This window comes from Prosthecobacter sp., assembly GCF_044378005.1.
GTDB lineage: Bacteria > Verrucomicrobiota > Verrucomicrobiia > Verrucomicrobiales > Verrucomicrobiaceae > Prosthecobacter.
Genome location: NZ_JBILYB010000029.1, coordinates 21522 through 37672, shown reverse-complemented (window position 1 = coordinate 37672; position 16151 = coordinate 21522). Strand labels below are relative to the sequence as shown.

16 protein-coding genes are annotated in these 16151 nt (G+C 58.4%); all 16 read left to right on the top strand.

Features of this window, described 5'->3' with window-relative positions:
* Window positions 1–3 precede the first annotated feature (3 nt).
* Genes AC6FTP_RS08460 through AC6FTP_RS08385 form a run of 16 tightly spaced genes read left to right on the top strand, consistent with a single transcriptional unit; the run spans window position 4 to window position 16125 of the window.
* Window positions 4–1212, top strand: coding sequence for an ABC transporter ATP-binding protein (locus AC6FTP_RS08460; RefSeq protein ID WP_497206474.1), 1209 nt, complete (start codon window positions 4–6; stop codon window positions 1210–1212).
* Complete coding sequence (locus tag AC6FTP_RS08455) at window positions 1209–1883, top strand: CmcI family methyltransferase (protein ID WP_497206473.1); 675 nt, start codon at window positions 1209–1211, stop codon at window positions 1881–1883. Before AC6FTP_RS08460 ends, AC6FTP_RS08455 begins: the two co-directional genes overlap by 4 nt.
* Window positions 1884–1908: 25 nt before the next feature.
* Window positions 1909–3441: an oligosaccharide flippase family protein gene (locus tag AC6FTP_RS08450; RefSeq protein ID WP_497206472.1), complete on the top strand. Its 1533-nt coding sequence runs from the start codon at window positions 1909–1911 to the stop codon at window positions 3439–3441.
* A gap of 11 nt (window positions 3442–3452) precedes the next feature.
* Window positions 3453–5645 carry an NAD-dependent epimerase/dehydratase family protein gene (locus tag AC6FTP_RS08445; protein ID WP_497206471.1) on the top strand — a complete coding sequence of 731 codons (2193 nt, stop codon included), beginning with the start codon at window positions 3453–3455 and terminating at the stop codon, window positions 5643–5645.
* Window positions 5645–6742: an acyltransferase family protein gene (locus AC6FTP_RS08440; protein ID WP_497206470.1), complete on the top strand. Its 1098-nt coding sequence runs from the start codon at window positions 5645–5647 to the stop codon at window positions 6740–6742. The genes AC6FTP_RS08445 and AC6FTP_RS08440 overlap by 1 nt, the downstream gene beginning before the upstream one ends.
* A gap of 53 nt (window positions 6743–6795) precedes the next feature.
* Complete coding sequence (locus AC6FTP_RS08435) at window positions 6796–7353, top strand: acyltransferase (protein WP_497206469.1); 558 nt, start codon at window positions 6796–6798, stop codon at window positions 7351–7353.
* A 2-nt stretch (window positions 7354–7355) separates the two neighbouring features.
* Window positions 7356–8552 carry a DegT/DnrJ/EryC1/StrS family aminotransferase gene (locus AC6FTP_RS08430; RefSeq protein WP_497206468.1) on the top strand — a complete coding sequence of 399 codons (1197 nt, stop codon included), beginning with the start codon at window positions 7356–7358 and terminating at the stop codon, window positions 8550–8552.
* Window positions 8549–9460 (top strand): FkbM family methyltransferase, encoded by a 912-nt coding sequence (locus tag AC6FTP_RS08425; protein ID WP_497206467.1) that lies wholly within the window; start codon window positions 8549–8551, stop codon window positions 9458–9460. The genes AC6FTP_RS08430 and AC6FTP_RS08425 overlap by 4 nt, the downstream gene beginning before the upstream one ends.
* Window positions 9457–10419 (top strand): glycosyltransferase family 2 protein, encoded by a 963-nt coding sequence (locus AC6FTP_RS08420; RefSeq protein ID WP_497206466.1) that lies wholly within the window; start codon window positions 9457–9459, stop codon window positions 10417–10419. The genes AC6FTP_RS08425 and AC6FTP_RS08420 overlap by 4 nt, the downstream gene beginning before the upstream one ends.
* Window positions 10416–11426: an acyltransferase family protein gene (locus tag AC6FTP_RS08415; RefSeq protein WP_497206465.1), complete on the top strand. Its 1011-nt coding sequence runs from the start codon at window positions 10416–10418 to the stop codon at window positions 11424–11426. Before AC6FTP_RS08420 ends, AC6FTP_RS08415 begins: the two co-directional genes overlap by 4 nt.
* Window positions 11423–12586, top strand: a complete 1164-nt coding sequence (locus AC6FTP_RS08410; RefSeq protein WP_497206464.1) for an MBOAT family O-acyltransferase — start codon at window positions 11423–11425, stop codon at window positions 12584–12586. Before AC6FTP_RS08415 ends, AC6FTP_RS08410 begins: the two co-directional genes overlap by 4 nt.
* A 4-nt stretch (window positions 12587–12590) precedes the next feature.
* Complete coding sequence (locus AC6FTP_RS08405) at window positions 12591–12770, top strand: hypothetical protein (protein ID WP_497206463.1); 180 nt, start codon at window positions 12591–12593, stop codon at window positions 12768–12770.
* 9 nt (window positions 12771–12779) lie between these two features.
* Complete coding sequence (locus AC6FTP_RS08400) at window positions 12780–13646, top strand: class I SAM-dependent methyltransferase (protein WP_497206462.1); 867 nt, start codon at window positions 12780–12782, stop codon at window positions 13644–13646.
* A gap of 44 nt (window positions 13647–13690) precedes the next feature.
* Window positions 13691–14329 (top strand): methyltransferase domain-containing protein, encoded by a 639-nt coding sequence (locus tag AC6FTP_RS08395; RefSeq protein WP_497206461.1) that lies wholly within the window; start codon window positions 13691–13693, stop codon window positions 14327–14329.
* A 42-nt stretch (window positions 14330–14371) separates the two neighbouring features.
* A complete protein-coding gene (locus AC6FTP_RS08390) occupies window positions 14372–15316 on the top strand; it encodes a hypothetical protein (RefSeq protein WP_497206460.1) in 945 nt (314 codons plus the stop codon).
* A complete protein-coding gene (locus AC6FTP_RS08385; protein ID WP_497206459.1) occupies window positions 15313–16125 on the top strand; it encodes an FkbM family methyltransferase in 813 nt (270 codons plus the stop codon). Before AC6FTP_RS08390 ends, AC6FTP_RS08385 begins: the two co-directional genes overlap by 4 nt.
* Window positions 16126–16151: the final 26 nt, after the last annotated feature.

Genomic DNA, 16151 nt, shown 5'->3' with positions numbered 1-16151 from the left:
AGCATGTCAGAGCCCGTCATCACCGCCACTGGACTGGGAAAGGCTTACCGCCTTGGCTCCGCCTCTGCCGGCTACTCGCGACTGAGCGAGACGGTCATGAACTGCTTCAGGAAAAGCCGCTCGAAGTCGGGAGACGATTCCTTCTGGGCACTTCGGGATCTTTCGTTCGAGGTCCGGCAGGGCGAGACGCTCGGCATCATCGGCAGGAATGGCGCTGGAAAGAGCACCCTGCTGAAACTGCTCTCCCGCATCACCCAGCCCACCACGGGGAGGCTCGTGCTTAATGGGCGTGTGGCCTCACTTCTGGAGGTCGGGACCGGTTTTCACCCGGAGCTCACTGGCCGAGAAAACATCTATCTGAACGGTGCCATCCTCGGCATGACTCGCGCTGAGATCCGCGCCCGCTTTGATGAAATCGTCGCCTTTGCCGATGTGGATGCCTTTCTCGACACACCCGTGAAGCGCTACTCCTCCGGCATGAGCGTCCGGCTTGCCTTCGCTGTCGCCGCTCATTTGGAGCCCGAGATCCTCATCATTGATGAAGTGCTAGCGGTCGGAGATGCGCAGTTTCAAAAGCGCTGCCTCGGTCGCATCGAAAATGTCGTCACCGAAGGGCGCACCGTCATCCTCGTCAGTCATCAGATGGACATCGTGCGGCGGCTCGCTTCCTCCGTCATGCTGCTCGACCGGGGGCGTCTTGTCGCCTCAGGTGCGACTGGCGAGGTCATCACTCGTTATCTTTCTGACGCCGGACGCATGAGCGCCCAGTTCACGGATACCTCAGGCCCCGCCGTGACCAGCATCCAGATCGACAGTGAGGCACTCACGCTCGGCGAACTTCACATCCAGGTCTCCTTCACCTCGCCCCGTCCCATCTCCAGACCGGAGATCGGCCTCGTCTTCTACACCCTGGGTGGTGCGCCCATTTTTGGGTCAAACACCCTCATGCATCCTGCGCCCACGCCGCTCACTGCCAGTTGCTCGGGCAGCGTCACGTTTGTGCTTCGTCAGGCTCCGTTGCTCACCGGAGAGTACACTCTCTCCGTCTGGCTGAATGATGGCATCGTTCCCCTTCAGCATCGGGCACATGCCCTTGCCTTCACCTTTCAGGACCCTCAGCCCAACGCCAGCCCGCTGGATGCCAGCATCGTCGGCCCCTGCAAAATCCAGCCTACATGGACCTTCGGCACGGAGGCACCCACCCCATCATGATCGCCTTCTCACAACTCTGCGGGAGTCTCCTGCGCAGACTCTGCCCCGCCTTCCTGCGTCGGCTCATGGATGACGAGTTCGTCCACCGCACGGGCAACTACGGGAATCTCACCTGGCTCGGCAATCCCATCTGGCAGAACATCGCCGACCTCTGGATCATCCAGGAGGTCATCTCCAGTGTCCGCCCTTCTCTCATCATCGAGACCGGCACGAATCGCGGCGGTTCATCGCTCTTTTACGCCCACCTGATGGACCTCATGAACCAGGGTTCCATCATCACCGTCGATGTCGAAAAGCTCCACGACCACAGCCATCCGCGGATCAAATATCTCATCGGCAGTTCCACCTCCGAAGAGATCCTTGCCCAGGTGCGTGCCGCCGTTGCTTCCGCCTCCGGCCCCGTGCTCGTCATCCTCGACAGCGACCATTCCGAGGCCCACGTCGCGGGTGAACTCGCCCATTACCATGCCTTCGTCACGTCGGGCAGTTACCTCCATGTGCAGGACGGCGTCATCGACACCCTGCCGCGCTTCGCCGCCGCCCGTCCCGGTCCGCTGCCCGCGATCCAGAGCTTCCTCGCCGTGCATCCCGAGTTCCGGGTGGACACTATCCTGTGCGAAAAATTCCCCATCACCCACCACCCACTCGGCTGGCTGAAGAGAGGGAAATGATTCTGGATCAGAGAATCTAGGCCTAATGACTGATCCGACAACATGCGCCAGCTCGAGCACGGACGGTGCGGTGGACTCCAGCCGCTCCTACCGCAGCGTGTTGAAGGCCACTTCGTTGCTCGGCGGTGCCACGGCCATCAATGTGCTGCTGGGCATGGTGCGGGTGAAATGTGTGGCTCTTTTGCTGGGGCCGGGCGGGCTGGGTTTGATGGGCATGTTTCAGTCCATCATTTCCATGACGACCACACTCTCGGGCATGGGGATGAATTACAGCGGCGTCCGCGAGATCGCTGAAGCGCGCGGCAGTGGTGATGAACTGCGATTGAAGACGGCGGTGGCGACTTTCCGGCGTGTCAGCCTCTGGCTTGGCATCGGCGGCACCGTGGCTCTGGCGGCGCTCTGCATTCCGGTTTCGCACCTCACCTTTGGTGATGGAGCCCAGGCCTTCTCCATCCTGTGTCTCTCCAGCATGGTCATGTGCTCCATGCTGACGACTTGTGATGCGGTGCTGATTCAGAGCGCTCAGCAGATCGGGCGTCTTGCCAAACTCAATGTCGTCGGTGGATTGGTGGGCACGGTGGTCAGTCTCAGTTGCTTTGCCATGTGGAGGCAGGGAGGGATCGTCCCAGCGCTGATTGCAGGAGCCGTCGTGCAGTGGCTGCTGACTCGTCACTTCGCGCGGCAACTGTCGCAGAGCTACGCTGATCCATCTGCCAGCTACTCACGTGAGGTTGCGGGGCGGCTTTTCCGCTTCGGTGGGACCATGGTTGTGCTCGGGTTCATGGTGAGCATCAGTAGTTATCTGCAACGAGTCCTGATCCTGCGTTCCTTGGATGAATCCGCACTCGGCTTCTTCCAGGCGGCAGAGGGGCTTTCAGGGCTTTATGCGGGTTACATTCTCGGAGCGATGGGCACGGATTTCCTGCCTCGATTGAGCGCAGCGGTCTCCGATTCGGGCACGGTAAACCGCCTCGTGAATGAGCAGACCGTCGTGGCGCTGCTAATCGGCATTCCTGGCGTGGTGGGGACGATCTGTTTTGCTCCGCTGCTGATGCCAGTTTTCTATGCTTCGAACTTCGGACCTGCCGCCGAGCTGTTGAAATGGCTGGCTGTGGGTGTCTTTGGTCGGCTGATCTCCTGGCCGCTGAGCTTCCTGCTTATGGCAAACGGGGACTCACGGTTTCTGTGGACGAATGTGGCCGCCACTCTGGCCCAACTGACGGCGCTTTGGGTTGGGCTTCCCCGGCTGGGTCTAAATGCCTGCGGCTATGCCACCATTCTCAGTTTCGCGGTCTTCACTCTGGTGAATCTGAGTGCTGCCCGCAGCCTCACGGGTTTCCGTTGGAGCCGTGATGCCTGGCAGGTCATCGGCCTCGGGTTTCTGGCGCTGGGAATGACTGGCGCTGGCTTCCTGCTCGTTCCTGCACCTTGGGGATTCGTTCCTGGTGCCGTGGTGTTTTTGGCGTCGTGCTTTTGGGGCTATCGCCGCCTTTGTCATCTCACCCAGATTCCCCTCGTGGGGCGTCTGCTCGGCAGGCTCAAACGGCAGGCCGCCTGATTGGATCAAACATGATGAGACTGCTCATTTTAGGAGGAGGTGCCATTGTCACCGAGTGTCACCTTCCAGCGCTGCGGGTGCTGGGCTGGCTGTCCGGCTGCACGGTGGTGGAGCCATTTGAAAAAAACGCGTCCGAGGTGCGGCGGAGATTTCCCGAAGTCCGGGTGCTGAGTGCTGGATACGAGGAAGTGCTCGGCGGCGCTCTGGTCACTGACCATGACGCGGTGCTCATCGCCCTGCCGAACAGTCTGCATTTCGATGCCAGCCAGCGCGCTTTGAAAGCGGGACTGCCGGTGCTCTGTGAAAAGCCTCTCGCCATGACTGCCGCACAATGCCGCGAGCTGGATGAGACATCGAAGCACTGCGGCAAACCCATTTTCGTCGGCATGGTGCGCCGTTACCTGCCCAGTCTCACGGCTCTGCGCCAGGGGCTGGCGGCGGGTATGGTGGGAGAGATTCAAAGCATCGAACTTGAAGATGGCGGCGTCTTCCTCTGGCCTTCGGACACGGACACTGTCTTCCGCAAAGACCAAGGCGGCGTGCTTCTCGGCATGGGAGTGCATTTCCTCGACTGCCTGGAGTGGCTCTTTGGTCAGCTCGAACCTCGCGACTATCACGACGATGCCATGGGCGGTGTGGAGGTGAACTGCGATTACCGTCTGCAAACTCAGGAAGGTCAGCCCGTGGCGCTGCGCATCTCCTGGACTCATGCGTTAAAAAACGCCCTGCGGGTGGTCGGCACTCGTGGTGTGCTGGAGATGCGCAAGTCAGATGTCACGGCTGCTCATTGGATCTCCAGCGACGGACAAATCCAGGCTGAGGTGAAACCGCAACAGGCCTTCGCTTCCGGTGACTGGCAGCTAACGTTTGATGCCTGCTTCGTGGAGCAGTTCTGGCTCTTTGACCGTGCGCTGCGCGGAGTCGATGGCGCTTCCCAGTCTCTAGTCACTGCTTCCCAGGCCGCACATGCGCAGGAACTCATCGAGTGGGCTTATCAGAAGCCGAGGGCTGTCGATGCCGGATCTCATGCAAGACCGCAGCTGCCAGCCGCACCTGTCGTCGTCACGGGTGGCACAGGTTTCGTCGGCGGTCACCTCATCGAGCGGCTCACCGAATTGGGAATGACAGAGATTGTGGTGCCGGTGCGCAGCTTCCGCAGTGCGGCGAATGCGGCACGCTATCCAGTCAGTCTTCGGCGCTATGATCTGCTGGATCTGGAAAGCTGCCGCAAGGTGGTGCGCGGTGCCCGGCATGTGTTTCATCTGGCCTACGGCACCGGTGGTGCCGAGACCGCAAAGATCACCGTGGAGGGCACGCGAAACATGCTGCTCGCCTGCGAAGCCGAGGGCGTGGAGAGTATGGTCGTCTTCAGCACTGGCAGTGTTTGGGGCGCATACGATAGCGACGTGAATGAGTCCAGCCCGATGCGCCCAGCGCTCGCCGACTACGGTGAATCCAAAGCGCAGATGCACACGGAGACGCTGGCCTTTGCCCGTGCGCAAAAGAAGATGCGGGTGAGCCTCATCGCTCCGGGTGCGGTGTATGGCCCGCGTGGTGGGCTCTTCTGCGCCACTGCGTCTGAGATGGCTAAAGCGGGCACCTTTGCCTGGTTCGATGGCGGCAAGGGAACGTGCAACTACGTCCATGTGAGCAATCTCGTGGATGCTGCCATTCTCGCAGCATCGCGCACCGAGGCACATGCACAGGATTTCTTGATCGTGGATGGACAGACGACTTGGCGGGAGTTCTTCACTCCGATGGTGCAGCCCTGGCTGGACAGGATTCATGAAGTGGACACGAAGGCACCCACAACTCAGGTGGCGCAGCGGCGCAGCACGTTGGGCAGTGTGGCCAGGGCCGTTTTGATGTCCCCTGGACTGATGGCGGAGATCTCTGCGCATCCGCTGCTGGGATGGTTGAAAGAACAGTTCACCCGACTTTTTCCGCAGTCTCATCAGCGAGTGCAGGCCATGCGCCCGTCAGTGGAATACATTCTCAAGCCAGCAGCGGCTCGTCCGCAGCCTGCGGCATGGACGGCAGACATTTTTGGCGTGACCGGACCTCGCCTGAGTTCAGCCAAGGCTGGCCAGCAACTCGGCTGGAAACCGCTCGTGTCTCTGACCGATGGGCAGGTAGGTTGTGTCGAGTGGCTGCGTGAAACGCAGCGCCTGCCTATGACGGAGGAAGTTCAATCACCAAGCTGATGGGAGTTCTCCGCATTCTCCTAGCCCTCTCAGTCGTCGCCAGTCATGGCTCGGCGATTCTTGGCAGCACTTTGTATCCTGGTGATGTGGCTGTGCAGATCTTCTTCATGATCTCAGGTTTCTACATGACGCTGGTTCTGGGAGAACGTTATGGACTTGGGGCACGAGGGTTAATGCTCTTTTACAGCAACCGTGCGCTGAGGCTCTACCCGGCCTTTTTGGCGGTGACGCTGGGGCTCTGGGCTATTTGTTTTCTCACATGGATTGTCATTGATCATGTTCCTGGAAACAAGTGGATGGAAACTTATGCGACGATGTCATGGAGCGTGAAGCTGTCGCTTATCGCCACGAACTGGCTGCTCGTGGGCACTGACATTTTTTCCAACTGCTACTACTCTGCTGCCGAGGGAGCGCGCTTCATGTTCCCTTCGAATCCACCGGCTGAAACCGAAGGTGGGATGACCTGGATGCACTCCTTTCGGACACTCGGAGCTGCGTGGTCCATTGGCACCGAGATTTGGTTTTATCTGCTGGTACCTTTCCTTGTGCGCTTCCGTTGGTTCTGGCTCGTGGGCCTTTTCCTCATATCACTGACCTGCCGTCTTTGGATCGAGCATTCGTTGGGGCGTTATCCTTATTTCTTCTTCCCAGCACAGCTACTTTTTTTCATCACTGGCATCTGGGCATGTCAGCTTTATCGCCGGTGGAAACTGGACGTAGCAGGAGCTGACAAGAAAGTCTGGCCGCGACTGCTGGTCGGCCTAAACTGGGCGCTTGTGTGCTTTTACCCGTGGTATGGCGAGCATGTGCCGCAGCCTATTCTATTCCTCATCGTTGCCGCTTCGTTGCCATGGATGTTTGCCTGCACGAAGGACAATCGTCGCGACCGCTTGATCGGTGACATCTCCTATCCGCTGTATCTCCTGCATCTGCCCGTGCAGGGATTGCTGACGCATCACGCGGGGATTCATGATGGCAATCTGATAGCTGCGGCCTGCATCATCTCTGCGATCCTGGTCGTGATCGTGGTGGAGCGCCCCTTCGAGCGGCTCCGTCGTGCGCGTGTGACACGCAGCGTGCAGGCACTGGCTTCGTAGCCAATTATTTACTTCATTCCATGGGCTTCCTTAAACCATCCCAGCTCGAACAGATGGGCTTTGCCTCGCTGGGGCAGAATGTGCTCATCTCGGAAAAGGCCTCAATCTATGGAGCCTCACGCATTCATATCGGCGACCATGTGCGCATTGATGACTTCTGCATTCTTTCGGCTGGTGCTGCGGGTATTCGCCTTGGCAGTTTCATCCACATCGCCTGCTTTTGCTCGCTGATCGGACAGGAGAAAATCGAAATGGAAGACTACTCGGGCCTGTCCTCCCGTGTCGCGGTTTACTCCAGCAGCGATGACTACACCGGCAATGCGATGACGAACCCGATGGTGCCTGCCGAGTTCACCAAGGTAGATCATCGTCCTGTGCATATCGGGCGGCATTGCATCATTGGTGCTGGGGCGGTGGTTCTCCCAGGTGTCACTCTTGGTGAAGGCGCTGCGGTTGGTGCGCTTGCTTTGGTTCTCAAGAACTGTGAGCCCTTCGGCATCTACAGCGGGGTGCCAGCTAAACTTATCCGTTCTCGTGAGCGCAAGCTCTTGGAATTAGAGACGCAGCATCGGGCACAGATTCATCAGGCGTCCGTCTCCAATCCTCCGTGACTATGACTCTTTCTCTCCTCGGTGGGAAGCCCGCCTTTGACCAGCCGCTGCATGTCGGCAGGCCGAACATCGGCGACAAGCGCCGCTTTCTCCAGCTCGCCGAAGAAGCGCTGGACCGGCGCTGGCTCTCGAATGATGGCGTGATCTTGAAGCAGTTCGAGGCGCGGCTTCAGGAACTGCTCGGCGTGCGCCATGTGATCGCGGTGAGCAATGCGACCATCGGCCTCGAACTCGCCTTCCGCGCGGTGGTGGGAGATCGCAGAGGAGAGGTGATCGTTCCCAGCTTCACCTTTGTGGCTACGGCGCATGTGCCGGCCTGGTGTGGATGCACCGTGGTTTTTGCCGATGTGGATCTCACGACGCATCAACTCACTGCGGCAAGCGTGGAGGGCTGCCTGACAGACAAGACAGTGGCCATCATGCCGGTGCATCTCTGGGGTGCGTGCCAGGCCACGCCTAAACTGGAGGCCCTGGCGGCAAAGCATGGTCTGCCGATCCTCTTCGATGCCGCGCATGCTTTTTCCACCAGCCTGGGTGGGAAAAAGGTCGGTCACTTTGGCGCGGCAGAGGTGTTTAGTTTTCATGCCACGAAGTTCATCAACAGCGGCGAAGGTGGGGCTATCACGACGAATGACGATGACCTCGCCCAGCGGCTGCGTTTGATGCGGAACTTTGGCTTCGCGGGTTATGACAAAGTGGTGACGCTGGGCACCAACGCGAAGATGAATGAGTTCAATGCAGCGATGGGACTGACCTGCCTGGAGAGTCTGGAGGAGATCATCGCGCGTAATCGGGCGAACTGGCAGGCTTATGAAACTCAGCTCTCGAAGCTGCCTGGGCTGAGACTATATCGCTACGATCCTGCCACGGAGCCGAACTGCCAGTATGTGATCGTGGAGGTGGATGAGGCGCAGGCTGGACTCAGCCGTGATGAACTCGTGGCGGTGCTGCACGCCGAGAACGTGATGGCGCGGAAGTATTTCTATCCTGGTGTGCATCGCATGGAGCCCTATCAGACACTCCAGCCGGATGCGGGCCACCGTCTGCCGAACACCGAGATCCTCACCCGAACGGTGCTGGCGCTGCCCACGGGAACAGCAGTGGGTGAGGCTGAGATCGCAGTGATCGGGCGCATCTTCGAAACTGCCATGTTCAGAACTGCTGAAGTGAAGGCCGCTCTTGAAGCCCAACACGCATGATCAAATCACTCGCCAGTGCCTTTCACGACCTGCTTTCACGCCTTCCATGGTGTGCGCGTGTCTATCTCGGGATGCTGCATCATCTGACGTCAGCTTTGCCGCTCTTCAGACGCCAGCAGGTGCTGAACTCACTCAGCTCGGCTGACTGGGGAACGCTGCGGTTGCCTGCCCGCGAAGTCACTCTGGCGGGTGATGTGAAGCTCTGGCTGCATCCTCATCAGGGGGAGTTCGACTTTGAAGCAGTGCTGGGCGGAAAGCTGTCCTACGAGCATGAGGTCTTTGACTTTCTCGATAGTGTGATCTCGCGCTACGATGCGGTGGTGGACATCGGCGCGAATGTCGGCGTCTTCACCTGCTGGTTCGGCAAACGCATGGCCGGGCGGGGCAAGGTGTATGCCTTTGATCCCTCGCGGAAGGTGTTTGGTCGGCTGTTGGAGAATGTGGAACGCAACGATCTTGATAACGTGCAGGTCTTTAACTGTGCCGTCGGCAAGGACTCAGGATTTGCCCTCTTCACTGAGCCCGAGGGGCACCTGACGAATGGCTCGCTCGTGGAGTCCTTTGCCCGTCAGTTTTCCCAGACGGTGAAGAAGTCCGCCGTGACGGTGATCGGTGCGGATCAGCTCTCCACACTGCTGGAGGATCACCAGCGTGTGCTTGTGAAGATCGACACGGAGGGCTTCGAGGCGGTGGTGCTGGAGGCTCTGGCTCCGGTGCTGTCTCGATGGAAGCCCGATCTGGTGATCGAGGTGCTGCCGGAGTTTGAAGCGGAACTCAATGGTGTGAAAATTTTGTCCGAACTGGGTTATCAAGCACACTCGATCACACCGGAAGGATTGCAGCGCACGGGACGCATCACCGCCACGCATTGGCGGGATTGTTTCCTGAGCGTGGAGACGGGATCATGATGGAGCCGCCGGAACTCAGCATCATCGTCAACGCTTACAACACGGAGCGCTACATCGCCGCGTGTCTGCGTTCCATTTTTACTCTCGAAGAGGCACCGACGATGGAGGTGATCGTCATCGACGACTGCTCCACGGATGGCACGGAGCAGGTGGTGCGCAGCTTCGATGATCCGAGGCTGATCTACCTGCGGAATGAAGTGAATCTAAATGCGGCTGCCTCAGTGAACATCGCGATGGCGAGAGCGCGTGGGCGCTACATCGCCCGCATCGACTCGGATGATGAATACTGCCCGCAGTACCTGAAGCGGACACTGCCGGTCTTGCGCGAGAATCCAAACGTGGGGCTGGTGTATGGTGATGTGGCTTTCATGGATGAGGAGGGCCGATTCAACGGTGGAACCGCCGAGGTGGCATCCCGCCGCCAAGGGCGTCCGGCCATCACCCGTGAGCTGGTGCCGCTGATGTATGACAACTTCATCCCGGCGGCGACGATGATCGCTCGTCGGGAGGCATGGGGTGATGTACTGCCGGTGCCTGCGGGACGGAATTTTTGTGACTGGTACTGGACGCTGAACATGGCTCGCAAGTGGGACTTCGCCTTCGTGGATGAAGTGCTGGCGAACTACCGCCTGCATCCGGGGAACATGCACAAGGACATGATCCGCCAGAAGTATGGGGAGACGATCACCTTTCTGAATCTGGAGGAGATCTTTGCGAAGGAGAACTTTGGCCCAAGCCATGGGCGGCTGAAGGCGGAGGTGTTTGCCCGACAGTATCGAATGCTAGGGGTGAAGTATTTTGGGTTCGGTATGCTGAAGGATGCCCGTCGTTGTCTCGGGGCGGCGATGTGTCATGACCCGAAACTGCTGCTGACTAACTTTGAACTTCCAAGGCTCTGGCTGGCCACATTGTTATCACCCCGCCTTTATCTCGGAATGAAAAGGAGAATGGCAGCATGAGCCCCGGGGCCTTTCGCATGATGCTGGCGGGGCTGGTGGCTTTCTCCCACACGGCTGGGCCGCCGATCGGGAAGTCGGCAGTGCTGCTGTTCTTCATCCTGAGTGGTTACTGGATCGCCAGGATGTGGCAGGAAAGATATGTGCGAACGAAAGCTGCATATCTTACCTTTGTAGTGAGCCGGGCCTGGAGGCTTTTGCCGATCTACTGGTTTTGCTACATCGTGACGCTCTTGATCGCCTGGCTGACGGAACGCTGTACGGCGGAGGAGTGGGCTCTGATGAGTGAAGGTGGCTGGATCATGCATGCGGCACTTTTACTGGGATCGGCTACGAACTACCGCCTGCTGACTTCAGCTTGGTCACTCGACTACGAGTTTCAGTTCTATCTGCTGGCTCCGTTGCTTCTGATGCTGATGCCGGGATGGCGGAGAGCCCCGGCCTTGGCAGGCTGGCTGGGCTGTTTAGCGCTGGGAGCGATGTATTCCTTTTCCATTCATCCTTGGCCTGCGTTGGTGCTGCAATTCATGGGCTTCTTCGGTGCTGGAATGATGATGCAAGTGACTGGATGGCGTCCAGGACCGATGCTGGCGAAGGTTTCACTCGGTCTGTTTGCGGCAGGGCTTCTGGCGGTGTGCGTGTATTTTGTGCTGGATCGTGCGGGGATGACTTTCGGCTGCCCGTGGATGCTCGGTTTGCATGATGGGCGCGATGGTGTGCTGGCCCTGCTCGGGGCTCCAGCGGCGCTTGCCTCCTGCCTTCAACCCTCGAACGCCTGGGATCGTGCGTTGGGAGCTGCCTCCTACCCGCTGTATCTGGTGCAGAAGTTCGTGGATGTGTTTTTTGAGCAATGGCTGCGCGGTGCATCGATGTTGATCAAGTCGGCCTCCCTGCCTTTGCAGTGGCTGACCATGCTGGTGGTGACGGTTGTACTTTACCGCTACTTCGACCGTCCGGTGGATGGATGGCGGCAGGCCTGGGTGACACGGAGGCTGAGGCATGAGACATGATCTTCAACACGCCCGAGTATTACCTGCTCCTGGCCGTCTCGGCGTTCGGCTTTCGTTTACTGACAGGCGTGGCACGTCAGTGGCTGCTCGTGCTGGCTGGGGCGATCTTCTTCGTCTGGTTTTCGGTCACGGCTGTGGGGGGCTGGGCTGGGGCGCTTTGTCTGGGTTTGTTTCTATGGGAGGCAGCTTTCAGCAGGTTGTACCGCGAAGGATCACGCTGGTGCCTGGCGGGCGTGGGTCTGGCATTGCTCATACTATTTGCCTTCAAGTATTGGAACTTTGGGGTCGGGCTGGCCGGGCTTTCGGAGTTCAGATGGAGCGGCGCGTTTCTGCCGCTGGGCATTTCCTTCTTCACCTTCGAGTTCATTCATTACGCAGTGGACCGCTGGCGCGGCAAAACGGAGCGCGGGACGTTTCTCGAGTATGTGAGCTTCTTCCTGTTTTTCCCAACGATGGTGGCGGGGCCAATCAAGCGCTTCCAGGACTGGCTGGAGACGCTGCGCGCTCCCTCGCAGGACATGAGCGGAGATTGGCTGCACGGGATCACTCGCATCCTGGCCGGACTGGCGAAGAAGCTGGCGATTGCCGATCTGCTGACGACCTTCACGGATCATCTGAATGCGGCGGATGTGGCCGTGGCTCCGCGTTGGACGCTTCTGCTGTGGATCTTCTCCTACGGGATCAAAATTTATGCGGACTTCTCCGCCTACTCGGACATCGCCATCGGGTCCGCTCGGCTCTTTGGCCTTCGGGTGAAGGAGAATTTCGACTGGCCTTACCTTCAGCGGAACATCGCCGAGTTCTGGACGCACTGGCACATCTCCCTCTACCGCTGGTTGGTGGACTACCTTTTCATTCCGCTGGGTGGCTCACGCGTGCGGCTGCCGTTGATTTGCCGGAACATCCTGCTGACGATGCTGATCAGCGGTTTGTGGCACGGAGCATCAATGAACTTCGTCGTCTGGGGCCTGTATCATGGGTTGCTGCTTGTGACTCATCGCCTGTGGCGTGCATGTCGGCCTGTCACAAGCGAGGCTCCAGCATGGAAAAACGCGGCCAGTACCGTGCTTACCTTCGTCAGTGTGAATCTGGGCTGGGCCTTCTTTGCCATGGATCTGCCGACGGCGCTGCTGTGGATGAAACGAGTGATCTTGGGGTGAAGTCATGAAACTCAGACGCATATGTGAGTGGCTGGAAAGGATCGGCGGGAGCCGCGATCTGGAGCACGTTCTGCTTCAGAACGGCTGGTTCCAGTTGGTTCTTGGTCTCTGGTGGGGATTGCTGCTTGTGATCATCCTGATCTTCGGCGGACAGACCTCGAAATTTATCTATATCGACTTCTAGCATATCCAAATGAGCAACTATTCTTTGCGGGTGAAGGCCAGCTATTGGCTAAGCGGTTTGGTGGGACGCTTTACCAGCCGATCCGTCTGCCCCTGCTGTGGCACACTCTCTTCATCCAATATCGACAGGAAGTACTTCCATACGCTGCATGAATGTTTGAAGTGTGGGATGCTCTTCCGATTTCCGACCGAGGATTCGACCGGCATGGCCGCGTTTTACCAGAATGAGTATGTGGAACCTGGACTGACGACGGAGTGCCCAGGTGATGATGAACTGTCAGCTCTGATGAGGAGCGGCTTTGCAGGAAGCGACAAGGATTTCAGCCACCAAATCAAAGCGTTGTCTGCGCTCGGGCTGAAGCCAGGGGCGCGCATTTTAGATTATGGAGCGAGTTGGGGTTACCTGACCTGGCAACTCAAGCAGGTAGGTTTTGATGCGGTGGGTTTTGAGATTTCGGAACCTAGGGCGAAGGCGTCAGCCCGTCTGGGCGTGGAGGTTCATTCATCGCTGACATCCCTGGGAGGTGGATACGATATGGTGTATTCTTGTCATGTATTGGAGCACGTGCCTGACCCGGCTGCTTCGCTGCGTGATCAACTGGCTTTGGTGAGGCCAGGCGGGCTTGTCGTGGCGCATACCCCGAATGGGTGCCGCGGCTTTCGCGAGCGGCATCCCGGTCTATTTCACCAATCCTGGGGACGTGTGCATCCCGTCTTGTTGACTGATGATTTCGTGGTGAATGTAGCAGGTGAACGTCCTTTTCTCACGACCTCGGATGAATCAGTGGATTCGTTGGCCACATGGGATCCGAGCACCCAGGAGCGGCGTGATGTATCCGATCATGGATTTTTCTTTGTTATCCGCAGGCCAGAATAGCTTGATAATCATTTCAATTTCAACCTCCCAACCCACTTGATGTCATGAAAATGCGCTCCTTGATCGAATCCTTCGGCACCTTGTTTTACCACCTGACAACGCTTGGGTTTGCCAAGAAACGCAGCTTTTCCAGGCATGGCATGTATCGTGGCATTGAGGCGGCATGCAGCGGCCTTCAGTTCAAGGGCCCCGTGCTTTCAATCAGCCACTCTAGTCATCTTTTACCGATTATGGGGGCGAAGCTCACGGATATCACTGAAGCCAACTATCCTGAGGTGAACATTCTCAATCTCCCTCACCCCGACAATAGTTTTGAGCTTGTGATTTCAGATCAGGTTTTCGAGCATATCCAAGGGCTGCCATCGGCTGCAATGAAGGAGACTCTGCGTGTGACCAAACCTGGGGGCTGGGTGCTGCACACAACCTGTTTCCGCACACCCTACCATGGTCCCGGAGACTACTGGCGCTACACACCGGAAGGCCTCGGTGAACTGGCAAAAATGTGTGGGGCTGCTGAGGTAATCTCCGAAGGGGCGGGAAGTCTCTTCGATCCGATGTTTAATGTGATGGGGTGGACAAGACGGGAAGTGCCAACAGCTAAGTGGCATCCATGGAACATCCTAGTTTCGATGCAGCGGCCATCCTACACTGCGCTAGTGTGGGTGCTGGCGCGAAAAGAGTAAAAGTGAACGAGAATGAGCGCAGGCTTATGGCTTCGAGTATTCGTGGCAGCGCTGATCGTGGTGCTGGCATTCAATATTGTTGTCGCAAAGTTGGCGCGCTCACAGGGCGAGGAACTGATCCGTGGCCTGCCTGCCAACGGTGATTTTGATCATATGTTTTTGGGGAACTCGACGATGGCGCGGAGCTTTGATGCCAAAGCTTATGCTGCTGCCGCCGGACTTGCTGAAGCGAGGGTGCTGAAGCTGGCGCTCGGAGGCGTGTCCGCGGAGGAGGAGTGCCTGCTGCTGGAGGAGTTTTTTGCAAGGGGGAACAAGGTGAAGCAGGTGGTGCTGGGCTTCCACGATCTCCATCTGGAAGGGAATGGAGCACCTACGTGGTCCTCCCTCTCCGGGGCGATGAACCTGATCTACTTCGTGCCGCATGAGCGTGCGCAGCAGGTGTATCAGTTATCCACTGCCGAGTCGCTGAAGGTGCGTCTGACGCGCTACATGCCGATGCTGGTGAGAAGAGCCAACCTGTGGGTGCGTGTTGAGCAATTACGCCGAAGTCTGGGGGAGATCGGGATGTCAGCCGTGCAGTCCACAGCCGATGGACACGAGGGTGATTTTAAGTTCTACCCGTATCTGGAGAGCGAGCGTGAGGCCGCACATGAGGTCATGCGTGGGATAGTAAAGCCGCAGATGCCTTTTTCTCCAGGGCTGCGCAGGATCGTATCGGCATGTCGCCAGCATGGTTCTTCACTTGTCGTGATGGAGATGCCGCTCAGTTCAGACCGTGTGGCTGTGTGTGAAGAAGACGAGCGCTGGCAGGACTACCGGACTGCCCGTGCGGAACATCTAAAGCAGGCTGGAGTGACCGTGATGAGCGCCTTGAAGTGGTCTTTAACTTCGGATGATTTTGCCGACCCGGTCCATTTGAAACCGGAAGCGGCGGCGAGGTTTTCTATTCATCTGGCAAAAACGCTTCCGCCTACCTCTTCGTTATGAATCTGATCGAATCCATCTCAACGAGAGTCCGGCATCTGCCAGGGTTGAAGCATTTAAGTCCGCTTTGGAGCCTGCTGCGTCCGCTTTATCAGAGAGCGGTCACTTTGAGCGCAGGCTCTGGCGGTCTCGTGCGAGTCATCAATGGTATGGATGAGGTCCGTGTCCTGCCGGAGTGGCGGGCACTGCCCGAAGTCTATGAGCCGGAAGTGTGGAAGCGGGTGTTGCCGGGAATCAAGCGGGGGGATTGCATCGTGGACATCGGGGCGCACTTCGGTCTTTACGCCATCGCCTTTGCCAAACGTGCAGGCGCTGGCGGTTGTGTGCTGGCGGTGGAAGCTGATCCGGAAAATGCGGAGGTGCTGCGTGCCCATGTGCGGCTGAATCAGTTGGAAGGCATCGTTCAGGTGATCGCCAAAGCACTCTCAGATCGCGAAGGCGAGGCGGAGTGGCACAGCCAGGACATGCAGTCTGTGGCGCGGCCTGCGGAGGAGGGTAGTGAGGCTCCGAAAGTGGTGATGACGACTCTGGATCGTGTCAGTGAGGGGCGGCGGGTTGATGTGGTGCTGGTGGACATCGAGGGCTACGAGGAGGCTGCTCTGCGTGGTGGCACCGGGCTGCTTCGTGATCCTGCGCGTCGTCCGCGGCTGATCGTGATCGAGGTTCATCCCTACAACTGGCATCTCTGCGGCAGCAGCTCTGAGAGCTTGCTGAGTTTCCTTCGCGGCTGCGGCTATGCGGTGACGCATCTGGATGGCTCGCCCGTTGAGGGGATCGTTCAGTATGGCCATGTGCTGGCTGTTCCGGCTTGAGTTGATGTTGGGTTTTCCACAGTTCG